Annotated in this window: 18 protein-coding genes; 3 read left to right on the top strand and 15 right to left on the bottom strand. The window is 49.0% G+C overall.

What is annotated here, in order from left to right; genetic code table 11:
- Positions 1–17 precede the first annotated feature (17 nt).
- On the bottom strand, positions 18–1,442 hold the full coding sequence (locus OTK50_RS14330) for a CDP-glycerol glycerophosphotransferase family protein (protein WP_224223895.1): 1,425 nt from the start codon (positions 1,440–1,442) through the stop codon (positions 18–20).
- Between the two features lie 4 nt (positions 1,443–1,446).
- On the bottom strand, positions 1,447–2,217 hold the full coding sequence (locus OTK50_RS14325; RefSeq protein ID WP_003150972.1) for a glycosyltransferase family 2 protein: 771 nt from the start codon (positions 2,215–2,217) through the stop codon (positions 1,447–1,449).
- Positions 2,218–2,497: 280 nt separating this feature from the next.
- Here OTK50_RS14325 and gerQ point away from each other — a divergent pair, with 280 nt between their 5' ends.
- Positions 2,498–3,043: a spore coat protein GerQ gene (gerQ, locus tag OTK50_RS14320; RefSeq protein WP_007614539.1), complete on the top strand. Its 546-nt coding sequence runs from the start codon at positions 2,498–2,500 to the stop codon at positions 3,041–3,043.
- Between the two features lie 46 nt (positions 3,044–3,089).
- Here the strand turns inward: gerQ and OTK50_RS14315 are convergent, their stop codons facing one another.
- The 8 genes from OTK50_RS14315 to OTK50_RS14280 all read right to left on the bottom strand — a co-directional run bounded on the left by OTK50_RS14315 (position 3,090) and on the right by OTK50_RS14280 (position 8,412).
- On the bottom strand, positions 3,090–3,461 hold the full coding sequence (locus tag OTK50_RS14315; RefSeq protein ID WP_003150969.1) for a DUF423 domain-containing protein: 372 nt from the start codon (positions 3,459–3,461) through the stop codon (positions 3,090–3,092).
- Positions 3,462–3,524: 63 nt separating this feature from the next.
- Positions 3,525–4,844, bottom strand: coding sequence for a purine/pyrimidine permease (locus OTK50_RS14310; RefSeq protein WP_021494757.1), 1,320 nt, complete (start codon positions 4,842–4,844; stop codon positions 3,525–3,527).
- A gap of 18 nt (positions 4,845–4,862) precedes the next feature.
- The gene (locus OTK50_RS19865; RefSeq protein ID WP_317985572.1) at positions 4,863–5,369 is read right to left on the bottom strand and encodes a YwdI family protein; all 507 of its coding nucleotides are present in this window, start codon (positions 5,367–5,369) and stop codon (positions 4,863–4,865) included.
- A complete protein-coding gene (locus tag OTK50_RS14300) occupies positions 5,342–6,025 on the bottom strand; it encodes a uracil-DNA glycosylase (RefSeq protein ID WP_012118732.1) in 684 nt (227 codons plus the stop codon). The genes OTK50_RS19865 and OTK50_RS14300 overlap by 28 nt, the downstream gene beginning before the upstream one ends.
- A gap of 14 nt (positions 6,026–6,039) precedes the next feature.
- Complete coding sequence (locus OTK50_RS14295) at positions 6,040–6,846, bottom strand: glycosyltransferase family 2 protein (RefSeq protein ID WP_224223896.1); 807 nt, start codon at positions 6,844–6,846, stop codon at positions 6,040–6,042.
- Between the two features lie 84 nt (positions 6,847–6,930).
- Positions 6,931–7,458: a hypothetical protein gene (locus OTK50_RS14290; protein ID WP_038460283.1), complete on the bottom strand. Its 528-nt coding sequence runs from the start codon at positions 7,456–7,458 to the stop codon at positions 6,931–6,933.
- A 44-nt stretch (positions 7,459–7,502) separates the two neighbouring features.
- Complete coding sequence (locus OTK50_RS14285) at positions 7,503–8,081, bottom strand: permease prefix domain 1-containing protein (protein WP_224223897.1); 579 nt, start codon at positions 8,079–8,081, stop codon at positions 7,503–7,505.
- Positions 8,074–8,412 (bottom strand): PadR family transcriptional regulator, encoded by a 339-nt coding sequence (locus tag OTK50_RS14280; RefSeq protein WP_007614551.1) that lies wholly within the window; start codon positions 8,410–8,412, stop codon positions 8,074–8,076. Before OTK50_RS14280 ends, OTK50_RS14285 begins: the two co-directional genes overlap by 8 nt.
- A 149-nt stretch (positions 8,413–8,561) precedes the next feature.
- Between OTK50_RS14280 and OTK50_RS14275 the strand changes: the two genes are divergently transcribed.
- Entirely contained in the window at positions 8,562–9,374 is an 813-nt protein-coding gene (locus OTK50_RS14275) for a bifunctional hydroxymethylpyrimidine kinase/phosphomethylpyrimidine kinase (RefSeq protein ID WP_003150959.1), read from the top strand.
- A 30-nt stretch (positions 9,375–9,404) separates the two neighbouring features.
- Here OTK50_RS14275 and OTK50_RS14270 read toward each other — a convergent pair whose 3' ends face one another.
- The 5 genes from OTK50_RS14270 to OTK50_RS14250 form a co-directional block, all read right to left on the bottom strand.
- Positions 9,405–9,680 carry a hypothetical protein gene (locus tag OTK50_RS14270; protein WP_042635591.1) on the bottom strand — a complete coding sequence of 92 codons (276 nt, stop codon included), beginning with the start codon at positions 9,678–9,680 and terminating at the stop codon, positions 9,405–9,407.
- A 63-nt stretch (positions 9,681–9,743) separates the two neighbouring features.
- Positions 9,744–11,183, bottom strand: coding sequence for a sucrose-6-phosphate hydrolase (locus OTK50_RS14265; RefSeq protein ID WP_224223898.1), 1,440 nt, complete (start codon positions 11,181–11,183; stop codon positions 9,744–9,746).
- Entirely contained in the window at positions 11,180–12,562 is a 1,383-nt protein-coding gene (locus OTK50_RS14260) for a sucrose-specific PTS transporter subunit IIBC (protein ID WP_020958006.1), read from the bottom strand. Before OTK50_RS14260 ends, OTK50_RS14265 begins: the two co-directional genes overlap by 4 nt.
- A 218-nt stretch (positions 12,563–12,780) precedes the next feature.
- The gene (locus tag OTK50_RS14255; protein ID WP_007407705.1) at positions 12,781–13,611 is read right to left on the bottom strand and encodes a PRD domain-containing protein; all 831 of its coding nucleotides are present in this window, start codon (positions 13,609–13,611) and stop codon (positions 12,781–12,783) included.
- A gap of 23 nt (positions 13,612–13,634) precedes the next feature.
- Entirely contained in the window at positions 13,635–13,949 is a 315-nt protein-coding gene (locus tag OTK50_RS14250) for a hypothetical protein (RefSeq protein WP_003150952.1), read from the bottom strand.
- 525 nt (positions 13,950–14,474) lie between these two features.
- Here OTK50_RS14250 and OTK50_RS14245 point away from each other — a divergent pair.
- Positions 14,475–16,886 (top strand): S8 family peptidase, encoded by a 2,412-nt coding sequence (locus OTK50_RS14245; RefSeq protein WP_185650174.1) that lies wholly within the window; start codon positions 14,475–14,477, stop codon positions 16,884–16,886.
- Positions 16,887–16,926 lie beyond the last annotated feature (40 nt).

Genomic DNA, 16,926 nt, shown 5'->3' with positions numbered 1-16,926 from the left:
TTGCGCTCCTATCTTTTTTATGAAGGGTCAACCCGTCTGAAGCTGACTCCGGTTTTTTCCTGAAGCACTTGGCATAAAGCGGCAAGCGAATCCTGAACCGGGTAGTTCGCGGCGACAAAAGCACGGCGCGCCTGTTCCGCTTTTTGATATTCTGCGGGGCTTTCGCATATCCGGATTAATTCCTGAGCGAGTGCCTGCGGGTCCTCAAAGACAAATTCTCCAAGTGAGTGATAATAAGGGTATCTGCGGGTTCCCGCTGATTTTCCGATCAGCACGGGCTTTTGAAACAGCATCGCTTCAAGACCGACCGTTGATGTCTGAGTCACCGCAGCGTCAACATACGGGAGAATGTCATACAGCTCCATCTCTTTTTTGATGATTTTTCCTGCTTTATATTTCCGCAGCACCTGATTGTAAGCATCCAGCTTGTTTTTGCCGATTTCCCACGGATGCGGTTTAATAATGAGCTGCATGTTCTTTTGGCCGGCAAGCTCTTCAAGCACTCCCGTATAAAATTCATCAGAAAACGGCTGCGTGGCGATCAGCACCGTCCGCTGTGACGGGAGAAAAGAAAGTTTGCGGTAAAACGTATCCTGATCTATCGGTTCTCTTGAGAAAATCTCGTCGAAACGGGGATGGCCCGTGATGATGATTTGTTCATCCCTGCACCCTTTTGCTTTATACCACTCCGCTTCATAAGCCCCGAATACAGCCTGATAGTCCGTAAATACGGGCAGAAACGCTTCATCTCCCATGAGCGCTCCGTGCTGGAGACAGATGCTGACGGCGTTTTTTTTCGCGGACATCAGCGCCAGCACACGGCTGTAAATATCCTCTGTCGTGCCGACTACAACGGCGGAAATCTTCTCGGCCGTAAACAAAATATCAACGGCATCAATCGCTTCAATAAATAATGGAATGTCTTTATACAAACGTTCCTGAAATTCTCTGTTTCCGAAAGCGGGATGGCTGTGAAGCTCTTTCAAAATGGAATGGGCTTTTTCAATATAAGGGACGGGGTTCCCTTTTTGCCCTATTTCCGTCAGCTCCAATTTGCAGATAACGGGCAGCCCGTAATGGTCAGGCAGACTCCATCTGGCCAGTACCGCTGTTTTTGCCGGATCAAACTGCCGGTAGTTTCCCTCGGTGAACCGAAGATGATCGAAATGCAGAATGACTTTTCCGTTTACCGGTTTCTCATCTGTTTTCTTAATGTTTTGCCTTTTTTGATCATAATATGGCTGTATACCGGTTTCAGTAATATGCTGATCAGCCGGACCGAAAAGCTCTGGGTTCTGCTCCATGCTCTCCCGAAGCGCCGGACTGATATATTGATAAAAATTACTGATCAATGCGAGCGGGATGTCTTTGTAGCGAAGTGACTGAAAAAGGTCAATATACTGCCGGTACAGCACCCAATAGTTCGCTAAGTATGCCGACAAGCCCTCACCCCTTTCCAAGCTTTTTTAATGATTCCCTCAGCTCCCGGCACGTGGTCTGCTGCGGAAGGCTGTTCACAAACTCGTTTTTCTCCGCCGCGAAAAGCTGATAATGGATGGATTGATCGGTAATATAATTGATATCAAGCTCCTCAGAAATCGGGTAAAACGGATAAAAATGATTCACTCTCCAGAAGAAACGGGCGTCACCGATCCGGTAAAACGCGGGGCTTTCATCCCAATAGGAACCGAATGCCGATTTGACCTGTTCCAGCACGGAAAACCGGTGCATGACCGAACAATGGTCAATGGCGCACGGCGCGTTCCACACGATCCGTTCGGCGGGCCTGGCCGTCTCCTTCACCGTCTCTTTCCGCTGATTCAGATGATAGGTTTTGGAACTTGAATACACGACGGCTTTTTCCGGGTCTTCATCAAGCTCTTTCACCATTTTCTCAAGCCGTTCCGGCACATACGTGTTGTCGTCGGTCGCATACGTCACGTACTCGCCCTCCGCCATTTCTATTGCCTGATTAATCAAGGCGGCGTAGCGTGTTTTTTCCGTTCTTTCTTTGACGCCCGATACATCGCTTTGATAAAACCGGACGCGGTCATCCGTGAGAAAAGGACGTATTTCCGCCAATGTCGCTTCATTTGAGTTGTCATCCATAATGAACAGCTCAAAGTCCGTAAACGTCTGAGACAGAATACTTTTAATAGAGCGGGCCACATAGTCACTTTTGTTATAGCTCGTCATGATCACTGACACTTTAGGCAACTCGTCACCCCCTTTTCGCACCTGAAACTACCGCTATCATATGTTCCTTATGCGGAAGATGCGATAGGAATACAGACTATTATGTGAAAAGTCAGCATTGCGCGCACAAAAAAAGCCGGCTCTGATGTCCGGACTTATTGGAGCGTATTTTCTTTTTCCGCATAAATCTTTCTTTGGGCTCATATGGTGGAATAGATAAAAACAGCAGCCTCTCTGTCGGCTGTCTGATACTTTTCAGGAGGTTTCAGCATCAAGAGGTTTTCATCAAAGGAGGAACAATATGAAACCGAAAAAGAATCAATATCAGCAAATGCAAGGGATGGGGATGGGAATGGATATGCAAGGATACCAGCCGCAGCTCGGGCCTAACCCTTATCCGCAGCCACAGGGCCAAGGATCACAAATGATGCCGATGCAGCAGCAAATGACAATGCCGATGCAGCAAGGCCAGCAGAGCTTCGGCGGGGGGTTCCCCGGTCAGCCGCAGCAGCAGGGCGGCGGCAGCTTTCAAATCCCGTCAGGTCCATCATCGTCACAAAACGTTCCCGGCATGCTGCCGATTGAAGAGTCATACATTGAAAATATTCTGCGGTTGAACCGGGGCAAAACGGCGACGATTTATATGACATTTGAAAACAGCAAAGAATGGAATTCAAAGATTTTCCGCGGTGTGATTCAGGCGGCGGGACGTGACCATATCATCATCAGCGATCCGAAAACGGGCACCCGCTATCTGCTTTTGACCATTTACCTTGATTACATCACGTTTGATGAGGAAATCGCTTATACTTATCCGTACTCCATGTCTTCTTATTCTCCGAGATAAATCAAAAAGCCAATCGCTCACTTGACAGAGGATTGGCTTTTTTTCTTTATAAATATTTGACGGCCGCGACGATAATCATAATCCAAGAGATGATAAACGCCACCCCGCCGAGCGGTGTAATCGCGCCGAGAATGGAAATCTGCGTCACGCTCAATACGTACAGGCTTCCTGAAAACAGAACGATGCCCGCAAACATCAGCCAGCCCGCAACAGAAACACTGCCTGCGCCAGAGAGCTTTTCGGCCAAAAACGCGACAGCCAGAAGACCGAGCGCGTGATACATATGATATTGCACGCCTGTGTGCCACACCTGCAAATATTTATCGGGGATTTTCCCTTCAAGCCCATGCGCGCCGAAAGCGCCCAGCGCCACGGCCAATAAAGCGTTAATCGCACCAAGAATAATAAACACTTTCATCTATTTTTCTCCCGCCTTTTCGTTAAAGTTTCCAATTCAATCATAACCCAACATCGGCAAAATTCAACGTCCGCCGTCCGATGACACGAGATTGTCGGATTTTTTCTTTTTGATAAGCTGGATTCGGTCAATCGCTATCGCCAGCAGCGTCCCGAGCACAAGACCGTTGCTTAAGAGCGAAATCAGGATCGGGTGCATCCCCGATAACGCGCTCTCCGGCACAAACATTACGCCGACCCCCGTCAGGAGCGCCAGACCGATAATGGAGCGGATTCGTTTTTGCTCCGCTTTCTCATAAGAGTCAAACTCTGTAAAGGCAAGACCCGCCATCGTGGAGAAAACGACGAAGTTTACCGCAAATCCGACCGGTGAGGGCAGACTCGCGAACGCATTCATAAATAGCGGGATCATACTGATGATCATGACAAATACACTTCCCAAAAGAAACGGCTTTTTCGAAGGAAGCTTCGTCGTCTCAATAAAACCGGCCGCCCCTGAAATCGGCACAGGCGCAATACCCCCTGACAGTCCGCTCAAAAGGTGGCTGATCGAAGCCGCAAACCCTGCCGGACGCTCACGCCGCTTCCCGACGGTGCCGCCGAATTTTTTCACCGCCGCTTCTACAACCCGGATGCTTGCGAGCATGTTGACAATCAAAAGCACGGTAATGAAGAGTGACGTAATGATCAGGCCGCTGTCAAACACGGGTTTTCCAAACGGAAAAAGAGCCGGCAGCTGAATCACGCGGTCCGGTATTTGAATCGGTTTGGCAGCGCCGAAGACGGCGAATAAGATCCATCCGCCGGCAAGCGAAAGGAGAATCGCATACTGTCTTAAGAACGTAACATTCGATCGGGACATGATGAACATCGCCGCCGTCACAACCATGGCGAGCCCGAATACAAGGCCGTCGACGCTGTTTTTTAAATAGCCGATGCCCAAAAGGCCTTTCACAATCGGCTGACTCAGCTGCATGACCAACAGCAGCAGATACACACCGGTCACAACCGGCGTAAACAGCACGGCCAGCCGTTCAATCACTTTAAAAAGGCTGAACAAAAAGAAAAAGACAGCGCTTAATAACAGCGCCCCCTGCAGCGCCCGCAGCGTCTCGCCGAATGTCGCGAACACCGTGCCAGTCAGTCCGCCGTAAATCGTGTATACGCCCCACCATAAGCCTGCCGGGCTTTCATTAATCGGCAGACGATGTCCCTGGAGACATTGGATGACCGCGGCGACGCCAAGCACAAAAAATGTGCTCTGAATCAATGCGGCAGAATCGGCATGGTTCAAGTGAAATGATTGTGCGATGGCGACAGGAACTACAATCGCAGCCGCAATCATAAATGCCGTCCATTGCAAACCCCCGAGTATCAGTTTCAAGTCAATCAACCTCTCCTGTTAAAAATCGAAAATGGAATCCCCGTTTCCGTCTTCCTCACGTTCGTCTTTCGCTTTTTTCTGATATTGGTTCAGCCCGGCGCTGCCCATCATTTTTTCAAGCAGCAGCGGGTCTGTCGAAGGAGACGCGGAAGGTTTCGGCGCCGCTTTCGGAATCGGATTCTGCACAGGCGCCGGAGCGGTGTGCGTCTGAGTGCCGAGCACGACATCACACAGAGAGCGGATGGCGGCCGCGTGCATTTTGACCTCCTCGGTGCGGGTCGCCGTTTTCGCCTGCCTCAGTTCTTCTTCCATCTTCTGAATCAAAGCAGAGATATGTATGTTCATGAGTAAATCCTCCAGCAGTAATTTGTCTTCTTCCTGCATTTTATCAAATTTCTGAGCGAATCGCAGAATTGAGTTTGTTTTCTGACGGCAATATCGCCCTGAACGCCAAAAAAGGCGCTTTCCGCCGGGCGGAAGCGCCTCAAAAAAACCGTTTATTGCGGCAGGTCGGGGATGCACCAATCGATCGGCTGCTCCCCCATTTTTTCAAGGGCGGCGTTTGTACGGGAAAACGGTCTGCTCCCGAAAAAACCGTTCCTTGCCGAAAACGGGCTCGGATGAGTCGATTCAATAATAATGTGTTTCGATGTGTCAATGCGCTCTTTTTTCATCTGCGCGTGACGCCCCCACAGGATAAAGACAATCGGCTTCTCTCTTTCATTCACCACATCAATGATGCGGTCAGTGAGCCGCTCCCATCCCTTGCCTTTGTGGGAATTGGCCTGACCGCGGCGAACCGTAAGCACTGTGTTTAACAAAAGCACTCCCTGCTTCGCCCAGCTGACGAGCGATCCGTGGTTCGGTACGGAGCAGCCGATATCGTCCTGAAGCTCTATGAAAATATTTTTCAAAGACGGCGGCTGTCTGACCCCGGGCTGAACGGAAAAACTAAGCCCGTGCGCCTGTCCTGGCCCATGATACGGGTCCTGTCCGAGAATGACCGCTTTTACATCCTCATAGGGCGTATAATGCAAGGCGTTAAAAATATCATGGCTGTCAGGATAAATCGTTTGGCTGCTGTATTCTTGTTTCAGCATTTCTCTCAGCTCTTGATAATACGGTTTGTCAAATTCATCTTTCAGCTGATTCCACCAGCTGTCTTTTAAAAGCTGTTTCAAACTGTCCGTCCCCCCTATGAATTTTGCAGTCTTGAATGGACGGGCTTTCCGTCCCACACAATGTCAGTCGGCGCCTCCCGCCTCTTCATGTCCGGCTCTTCAAGAAGAACCGCGAAGTTTTTCGTCGGGAGCTCCCCAAGCCCGTGCTTTTCGCTTAACCGGTCTAAGTACCGCTTCCGTTTGCCGCCGAGATCCGCGGACTGATTGCCGCCTCCCTCAAAAAACGCATATATGACGCTCGCGCAAGGAACACGCTTCACACGGTGCTGTTTTGCGGCGCGCAAATAGAAGTCCCAGTCCCAATAATTATGGACATCCGGATCAAAATACCCTAACGTGTCATGCAGAGAACGCCTGTACATGCTGCCTGACGGAACGTACGTGGAAAATACCCGCATATCCGCATAATCCGCCGTATAAGCGAACGGCTTCCGTGACACCGGGTATCTCGTGCCGCCCCGTTCTTCAAATGACACAATTTCCGCGTCAGAATGGACAAAATCCGCATCAGCAAGTGCAGCCGCCATTCTTTCCAAATGGCCCGGCGTAATGAAATCATCATCATCGGACAGCATGATATAATCACCCGACGCTTTTTTCACACCTGCGTTCCGCGCTTCCACATGTCCGGCATTCTGTTCTAAATCAATAATCTGAATCGGCAGATCGCTGTACAGCTGCTTCGCTTGTTCGACCGATTCCCCGGCATCATTTACAATGATCACTTCATAAGGCTTTATGGTCTGCATGGAAATCGACTCCAGCAGCTCACACAAAGCCGGAATCCGGTTATACGTGACTATGACAATTGATATATTCATGACCCGCTCCTTCTGCTTTTTCTCATGTTCTATTAAAACATAAAGCGGCGGAGAGATCAGGGGGGATTTTTGATTTCGGCCCATTCAGAAACAAATCCAGGTCATGCCCGCCAGCAAAACGAGAATGATCAGAAGGTCTCCCCAAACAGTGCATACCGCCTTGGCATTAAATCTGCCCGCCTCCATGGCGTTCCAAAGTTTTGATTGATAAACAGGCACCAACACCATCGCATAGCATGTGCACAAGCAGACAAAAGCCGGCGGGACAAGCGCACATCCATCCTCATCCCAATCATGAATCAGTTCCGGTATACTCACCCCGCTGTCAATGTACAAGTATAATATACCCGCCAGCGGAATGAGCGAACTGATCTGCAGCTCGAAAAGTTTCACCTTCCACTCACGCGCAAACGAAACGGCCCAAATCCATCCCAGCGCATAAAACAATAGAAGAAGCAAAATACTGAAAACAACAAAAATAGCGTCCTGCATCCCATTCAGAACCATAATAAAAAGACTTACAACGGGCAATGCAAGAACCAAGCCGCAGACGGTAAATACGGTAACGGCTATTTGGGCGCACGCGCCGTACATCCACGAACCTAATCTCATTTCAACACCCCTATATAGATTACCTATGTATATAGTGAAAAAGATCAGGCAAGCCTCTGCCTGCCTGCGTAAAAACCTATTTTGCCGCAAAACGGAAAACATACCGTCACAACGGCGCATACTGCCGCAAAACTCGGTGTGACCGCCGAAGGAAACAGCCCAGCCGGAACCAGATTGAACAAAAAGACAAACATAAAACATAGATTCGGCACCATTGAAGCCCATACCGTCTGGAACCAATACAGCACATAACTGATCATAATCAGCCATACTGACACGGAAATCCCTTTCCACAGCGCGTCAACAGCGGGATGAATCCGCCACGCGTGCATCATCGTAATCATCGCCCCCATCACAAAAAGACCGCAGTTGCAGAACAGATAAAAGAGCATAAAAGTCCGCGCGGGCATCGCCGAAGCTTTTTGAAAAGCAGAGATAATCTCAGACGGAGTCCCCACTTCCCGCAGAATAAGCGCCATCGCTTCGCTTTCAGTTTTGCCTTTTTCCAGATGATCACAAATGGCATGATGAATATGGCTTTCGATTTCTTTTAATAATTCACGGCTTCCGGACTTGCCCTCGAGCCCTTTTCTGATTTCCTGCACATAAAGGTCTTTATCCATTCTGCCCGCCCCGCTTCAGCATCCGGTCCATCAGAGCAGAGAACAGATTCCATTCCTTCGTCCGTTCGGCTAGAATGGTCTTTCCTTCATCGGTGATCCGGTAATATTTTCGGTCCGGCCCTTTGGTCTGCTTTTCCCAGTAAGAAGAAATATAGCTTTGTCGTTCAAGCTTATGAAGCGATGGGTACAGCGTGCCTTCCTTCATTTGCAGTTCATTCCCGCTTCTTTTCTCCATTTCTTTCACAAGTTCATACCCGTACATGGGCCGTTCATTCAGCAGCGTCAGCACCAGAATGACCGTGCTTCCCTTTACAAGCTCCCTGTTGAGCATTTATTTTCTCACCCTTACCTAGTATTCTTATGTAGGTATTGTACGCACATCCCCCGCGGCTGTCAAATCATTCCTCCAAGCCTTCCGTATTGTGATCGGAAGAAAATCTAACTATAATGAGATATAAAACACTGATGGAGGCCATTGATATGTCAATGCACAAAGCACTTACTATTGCCGGTTCTGATTCCAGCGGCGGCGCGGGAATTCAGGCCGATTTAAAAACATTTCAAGAAAAAAACGTATACGGAATGACGGCTTTGACCGTGATCGTAGCGATGGATCCGGAGAACAGCTGGGATCATCAAGTATTTCCGATCGATGCCGATACGATTCGCGCACAGCTGGCGACGATTGTTGACGGAATCGGCGTAGACGCCATGAAAACGGGAATGCTCCCTACCGTGGAGATCATAGAGCTTGCGGCGAAAACGATTAAAGAAAAACAGCTGAAGAATGTCGTTATCGATCCTGTCATGGTCTGTAAAGGAGCGAACGAAGTGCTGTATCCGGAGCATGCCGAAGCGCTTCGCACCCAATTGGCCCCGCTGGCAACCGTCATCACGCCAAACCTGTTTGAAGCAAGCCAGCTGAGCGGTATGGATGAATTAAAAACAGTGGAAGACATGAAAGAAGCGGCCAAGAAAATTCACGAACTCGGCGCGAAATATGTATTGATTACAGGCGGAGGCAAATTGAAACATGAAAAAGCGATCGACGTGCTGTATGACGGAGAAACCGCGGAAGTATTAGAAAGCGAAATGATTGATACACCTTACACGCACGGAGCCGGATGCACATTCTCCGCCGCCGTGACGGCAGAACTGGCCAAAGGCGCTGAAGTGAAGGAAGCCATCTATGCGGCAAAAGAATTTATCACCGCGGCAATCAAAGAATCCTTCCCGCTGAACCAATACATCGGACCGACTAAACATTCGGCGATGCGCCTTAGCGGAAAATAAAATAAATATCCCCCTCATGATCGAGGGGGATTATTTCATTTTTTTCGCGGATGACCGCAAAAACATCTCAATAGACTGCACAAATAGCGCATATTCCTTCATCTGTTCATATGTATGCATTAGCCGATCACTCCATTCATTGTGCGGCTCAGCTCTCTTGAGCATGCGATTCAGCTGAAGCAATACTTCTTTATATTCTTCCCGCTTATCTTCCACTTGCTCTGCGGCTTTGACAAGTAAACATTTCGGCGTCATCTTCTGATTTTTCAAAACTGAGAAAACAACTCCTTTTATTCCTGGAATCATAGGCTTTCGTTTGAAGAATAGCACAGATGGCATAGGTTTCACATAAGAAAAAAGAACGATTTTCTACAAAAGTGTCCAAATTGAGCCATTTATTTCCGTTTTTCCTACCGAAGTGACGGTTACGTCATCATTTCCCGGGAAAGGAAAATATCTGGCGCTGAATACCTCTTCTCCATCATTCAAAAACAATTCAATCGAGGATGCATCCAGAAAGAGCTGCACGGAATGCACCTCGCTGATGGCGCAGCTTCTCGTTTCTTTTTCTTCTCCGCTGAAAGCGGTGCGTTCCAGCACAGCCAGTCCCTCTTCCTGATGAAATATAAACCGGGCTGCGCCCCGAATTGAGATTTCAAAACCGGATTCGCAAGTGATGTCTTCCAGCAGCACTTCAGCCCGGGACGCATCTTTCACCGGGAGGCTTACAGACGAGCAATTCAATTGAAGCCGGCGCTTTTGTTCATCCGTGCGGCGTGATTTCATTTCCGGGAGCGGGCGCTGTATGATTCTGCCGTTGGACAGTGACAGCTGTCTCGGCATCGTTAAGCAGTGAATCCAGTGATACGCATGTGTCGGATGTTTGTCCTCATGCTGATCCGGAACGCCCATCCACGCGAACAGAATTCTCCGTCCCTTATCATCTTCCAGCGTCTGCGCCGCATAAAAATCAAATCCTCTGTCAAGCTCCGTAAATTCACCGTGCTTAAACTCTGGCGGCTCTGTATGCAGCCTGCCGAGGAAATAGCCCGCCTGGTGGCTGTTATGATATTTTATCCCGTCGGCTTCAAGCCCCTGCGGACATACGAGCAGCACGTCGGTTCCGTCAAGGGAAAACAGGTCGGGACATTCCCACATATAGCCGAATGACCCGAGACCGCCGGAGTCCGCCCCCGCAATCGCACCGAGAAACGTCCAATCCGTCAAGTTCTCTGATGTAAACAATACAGCGCTTCCGGTGAGCTTTTCTGTCTGCGCGCCGAGCACCATGTAATACGCTCCGTCTTTCTTCCACACCTTCGGATCACGGAAATGAGCGGTATAGCCTTCCGGGAGACGCGCGACGACTCCTTTTTTTTCAAATACGATCCCGTCTTCGGATACGGCGAGGCATTGATACGTTTCCCGATTGCCTTCTTCGTCACGGACATTGCCTGTGTACATCAGGCAGAGCCGCCCGTCTTTTTCGATGGCGCTTCCGGAATAACAGCCGTTTTTGTCATACCACTCACCCGGCGCAAGCGCGATTTCTTCCTCTTTCCACTCAACGAAATCCTTCGTCGTCACATGCGCCCAAAATTTCGCGCCATGCCCCGTATGAAATGGCTGCCATTGAAAAAACAAGTGATATACGCCGTTCCATTGGATCACGCCGTTCGGATCATTTAAAAGCCCGACCGGCGCCATAATATGATAGTTCTGGCGGTATGGATCTGACGCGGCTGTTTCTCCCCGCTTCTTTTTCGCTTCCTCAGCCTGCAGGCGCAGCTCTTGATCCGGTGTCCTCATTTGACGGCCTCCTTTTCTTTAGCTCCCATAATATAAGCGGCAATAAACGCCGAGACAGAGGCGATGCCCATTCCGATCAGATAGTTTATAAGATTTCCTAAACCGAGCGGAGCCGTGATGGCAATCATCGGAATTCCGGTCAGACCGTAGGCATTGGCGGCGACGCCGGTCACCACGACATAGGCTCCTCCCAGCGCTCCGCCGATCATTCCCGCGATAAACGGCTTACGGTACCTTAGGTTCACACCGAAAATGACTGGTTCGGTTACGCCGAGAAAAGCGGAGAATGCGGCTGGCAGAGCGATTTCTTTCATTTTCGCTTTTTTCGTCAGGAAAAATACAGCCAGTCCCGCCGCGCCCTGAGCGACATTCGCCATCGACCAGATAGGAAGGATATAGTTTCTGCCCAAATCAGCGATGAGGCCGGCCTCAATCGCATGAAAGCTGTGATGCACACCGGTAAGCACAATAAGCGGATAAAGACCGCCGAAAAGCAGTCCGGCAACAATGCCCGCATGATCATATACATATGTCAGCGAGACGGTAATGCCTGATCCGATCGCCCTGCCAAGCGGACCGATTGCGATAAAGGTAATAAATCCTGTGACAATCACCGTGACAAACGGCGTGACCAATAAATCGAATGCGTGAGGCACAATTTTTCTCGTGCCCTTTTCCACTTTGCTCATAATGTAAACGGCTAACAGTACGGGGATGACCGTCCCTTGGTAGCCGAGCAGCGCAATGTCGAAGCCGAAGAGCTGCATAAAATCAGGCGATGCATCCGCAAGCCCCCACGGATTCAAAAGCGCCGGATGGATCATAATTCCCCCGAGCACGGCACCGAGATAGGCATTACCGCCAAATTCCTTCGCCGCGCTGAACCCGATGAATACGGGCAGGAAGATAAACGCCGCGCTTGAAAACATGTCTAAAAGCTTAAACAGCGATGATTGTTCAGACACCCAGTGAAAAGCCTTCATCATGCCAAGCAGCCCCATTAAAAGTCCGCTTGCCACGATAGCCGGAATGATGGGAACGAATATGTTAGACAGTGTCTTCGCAAATCTTGCGGCCGGATTCAGCTTTTTTTTCGCTGCGTCCTGATGTGTCTCACGATCTTCCCGCCCCAAATCGGCTTCTTTTGAAAAAGCGTCATACACTTTATTCACGAGGCCGGTGCCGAATATAATCTGATATTGCCCCGAGCTGCTGAAAGCCCCTTTTACGCCTTCTATTTCTTCAATGCCGGCCTGGCTGATCTTCTGTTCATCTTGAATGACGAGCCTGAGCCGCGTCGCGCAATGTGTCGCGCTGATGACATTTGATTCCCCTCCGATATGTTTGATAAGCTGTTTTGCCGTTTCTTGATAATTCATGATGTATCCCCCTTTCTAAAATCAAAAAAGACCTAAAATTCGCCAACGAAAAAGGTCAGCATAATCCCTTTTTCATGTACGCAAATTTTAGGTCTTGCCTGCATTACCAGTCACAATCCCGCCGGATTCAGTTTTTTAATGCGCTTTCATTCTATTCCATGATAGCGCTTTCGTCAATATGTTTTCAAAAAAAAAGTCTGTTTCTCGAAACAGACGCGTTATTCCGGGTTTTTTTGCAGACGCTGGACATGCAGCGTGATATAGCCGGCCTCGGATTCCGGCAGCTCCAAATCATATTCAGTTTTTAAAAACGCCGCCAGTTCAAGCGCACACCGATAAGCAAACGGATACTTTTTTTGGATGAAATAAAGCATCTCCTCGTCCATGGAATGGAGTGCTTCATTTGAGTCCAACCGGCTGACCGCATACCGTAAGTGCGTGACGAGGCGCTGATAGGAAATACTGTCTTCATCCACCTTCTGTTCGAAAAAGGATTCGATCTTTTCGATCATTTCTTTGATCATGGTTGTATGCTTCATCGCCGAATACATGCTTTTGGCATCCGCCTTGGCAGTGTGGATATGAAGCGCGATATACCCCGCCTCATCATCAGGCAATGATATACCGAGGGTTTGTTTCACGTGTTCAACCGCCCAGCGGCCGATCTCATATTCTTTTTTATAAAGCGCCTTAATTTCATGAAGCAATCGGTTATGCACCTGAAGGCCGTTTTGAATCCTTTCGATCGCAAAGGATAAATGGTCCGCCAGCGCAATGTGGATGTGATCGCTCAAAGGTGCCGCAAGCTCTCCCTCCGCATGGCTGATGATATCTTCAGCCGCCTCTATATGCTCTTCGGGAAGCGTTTCTAACACTTGTTTGAACTTTTCATTTTCGTCGTGCACGACAAATATTTTTTCAATTTTATGTTTTTGAATCACATCATTTTTTCTCTTTTGAAAAGCGATTCCGGGACCCATTACGATCTTTTCCCGTCCGTCTTCTTTTATTAACGCCGCATTGTTATTTAATACTTTGTCTATTCTCAAGAGGTTCGCTCCCGTTCATATGTTTAGTGGGATTGTACCCTCTTTTTCATATGATGTAAAGGTGCCGGACCCGCGCGCTCCCGTTTCGGCAATTCTTTGCGGACAGGCATCCATCGGTTTTTATCCAGCCTGCCGCGGGCCGATTTCGTTTCATCGGTCAAATCCGCCGATCGGACACGGCTCACAAACGAAAAAGCCCCAGCCGTCCGCTTCGCTTTCTTATGATAAGCCGCTTGGTTTCCGTACACGGCGGCTAATGGATATCTTCCGTTACCCGGCGCCATCCAATTCATCAGAAAGACCATCCACACCCGTAAAGATACTAGCAAACGTTTCATTGCAAATCATCCCTCCGCTTCTTTTTGACAGACAGCTTGTTCGCAGGCCTGTTTTTCTCTCCGCTTTAACGGAAAAGGCGGCCGATCCTTCTCCGCTAAAAACTAGCGGGTCTAGCAACCCTATGACTCTATGATAGACGCGGCCGGGCGAATTGTTTGTCACAATATGAGTGAAAAAACAAACTAGTTTTCAGAAGTTTTGTTGAAAGCTGATGGAAATGACCTGAAAAATGGAAAAGCCGATAAAAAAAGTTATACACACCTTATCCCTTGGTTAAGCACAGCTTAAACACAGGGTATATCCACATATCCACAAATTCGATCTATATTTTGTATAGGAACACTCGTTCCCAACAATATATATACACAAATTTATTCAGTTATACACAGGATTCTGTGTATAACTCCCTCCTTATTCACAGACCAATTTCCATAAATGAGTCATATGTCACAAGGATTATTTTGAATTTTCAAGAAATATATACTAGATTTCTAATTTAGATAAAGAAAAAGGGGGAAACACGATTGAAAAAAGGAATCATCCGTTATCTGCTTCCGGCTTTTGTCTTATCCTTTACCTTATCCACAAGTTCACAGGCTGCGCCGGCTTCAAAACCGCAAACTCCTGATCTTGAGAAGGCTGAGGTGTTCGGTGACATTGATATGACCACCGGAAAACAAACGACAGTCATCGTGGAGCTGAAGGAAAAGTCACTGGCGGAAGCAAAGGAACTCGGCAAAGCACAGACAAAGAGCAGGCTGAAAAGCGAACGCTCAAAAGTGAAAAAGAAAGCGCTCAAAACCATTAAACACGGAAAAATCAACAGGGAATATGAGCAAGTGTTTTCCGGCTTCTCCATGAAACTCCCGGCAAATGAAATCCCAAAACTGCTGAGTGATCAGGATGTCAAAGCGGTTTATCCGAATGTCACCTATCATACCGATCAGCTCAAAGATAAAGACATCACCCTATCTAAGGATGCCGTGTCTCCGCAGATGGATGACAGCGCGCCTTATATAGGGGCAAATGACGCGTGGAAGCTCGGCTATACGGGTAAAGGCGTCAAGGTTGCCATTATTGACACCGGTGTCGAATATAAACACCCTGACTTAAAGAAAAATTTCGGACAATATAAAGGATACGATTTTGTGGATAACGACTACGATCCTGAAGAAACACCGTCCGGTGATCCGAGAGGCGCGTCGACTGACCACGGAACCCATGTCGCGGGCACGGTAGCGGCAAACGGAACGATCAAAGGCGTCGCGCCGGATGCTACACTCCTTGCCTACCGTGTGCTCGGTCCGGGCGGAAGCGGAACAACGGAGAACGTCATCGCCGGCATCGAACGCGCCGTACAGGACGGAGCGGATGTCATGAACCTTTCTCTCGGCAATTCTGTGAATAACCCAGACTGGGCGACAAGCACGGCGCTTGACTGGGCGATGTCAGAAGGCGTCACGGCCGTTACATCAAACGGAAACAGCGGGCCGAACAATTGGACCGTCGGCTCTCCGGGAACGTCCAGAGAAGCCATCTCCGTCGGAGCGACCCAGCTGCCGCTGAACGAGTACGCCGTGTCCTTCGGTTCCTATTCCTCAGCGAAAGTAATGGGCTACAACAAAGAAGATGACATAAAAGCACTGAATAAAAAAGAAACAGAGCTCATAGAGGCGGGTATCGGCGAGCAAAAGGATTTTGAAGGCAAAGATCTGAAAGGAAAAGTCGCGGTCGTCAAACGGGGCAGCATCGCCTTTGTGGATAAAGCAGACAACGCCAAAAAAGCGGGCGCGATCGGTATGGTTGTGTATAACAATGCCCCGGGAGAAATTGAAGCCAACGTACCGGGCATGTCCGTGCCGACGATTAAGCTTTCATCAGAAGACGGCGAAAAACTCGTCAGCCAATTAAAAGCGGGCGGCACAAAAGCGACATTCAATTTATCCGTGGCTAAATCGCTCACTGAACAAATGGCAGACTTTTCGTCACGCGGTCCGGTTATGGACACGTGGATGATTAAACCTGACGTCTCCGCTCCCGGCGTAAACATCGTCAGCACCATTCCGACCCATGATCCGGCCGACCCGTACGGCTACGGATCGAAGCAGGGAACGAGCATGGCTTCCCCGCATGTAGCCGGCGCAGCTGCCGTCATCAAGCAGGCTAAACCGAAATGGAGCCCGGAACAAATAAAAGCCGCTCTCATGAACACGGCGGAAACCTTAACGGACGCGGACGGTGACGTATACCCGCATAATGCGCAAGGCGCCGGAAGCATCAGAATCATGAAGGCGATCAAAGCAGACTCCCTTGTCGCCCCGGGAAGTTATTCTTACGGAACGTTTATGAAAGACAAAGGCAATGAAACGAAAAAAGAAACCTTTACGATTGAAAATCAATCGTCCATCAGAAAATCATATCAGCTCGAGTACTCTTTCAACGGCACGGGCATTACCGTTTCGGGCACAGACCGGGTCGTGATCCCCGCTCATCAAACCGGAAAGGTCAATGCGAAAGTAAAGGTCAATGCCAAAAAAGTAAAGGCAGGCACCTATGAGGGAACCGTCACAGTGCGTGAAGGCGGAAAAACAGTCGCAAAAGTGCCGACGCTGCTGATTGTAAAAGAGCCGGACTATCCGCGCGTGACGTCAATCGACGTGCAGGACGGCACAACGCAGGGAACCTACCAAATTGAAACCTATCTTCCGGCGGGAGCCGAAGAGCTTGCCTTCCTTGTATATGACAGCAATCTTGACTTTGTCGGCCAAGCCGGCATCTACAAAAAGCAGGATAAAGGCTATCAATATTTCGACTGGAACGGCAAAGTCAATGCTGACACCGCACTGCCGGCAGGAGAATATTATATGCTGGCCTATGCCGCGAACAAAGGGAAATCAAGCCAGGTGCTGACTGAAAAACCTTTTATCATTGAATAACCGAACAACCCTGCTGGAGCATCAGCAGGGTTTCTTTCTG

Source organism: Bacillus sp. NEAU-CP5 (genome assembly GCF_026420705.1).
Taxonomy (GTDB): Bacteria; Bacillota; Bacilli; order Bacillales; family Bacillaceae; genus Bacillus; species Bacillus velezensis.
The sequence above is the reverse complement of the archived record's forward strand: the minus strand, read 5'-3'. Positions and strand labels throughout refer to the sequence as shown.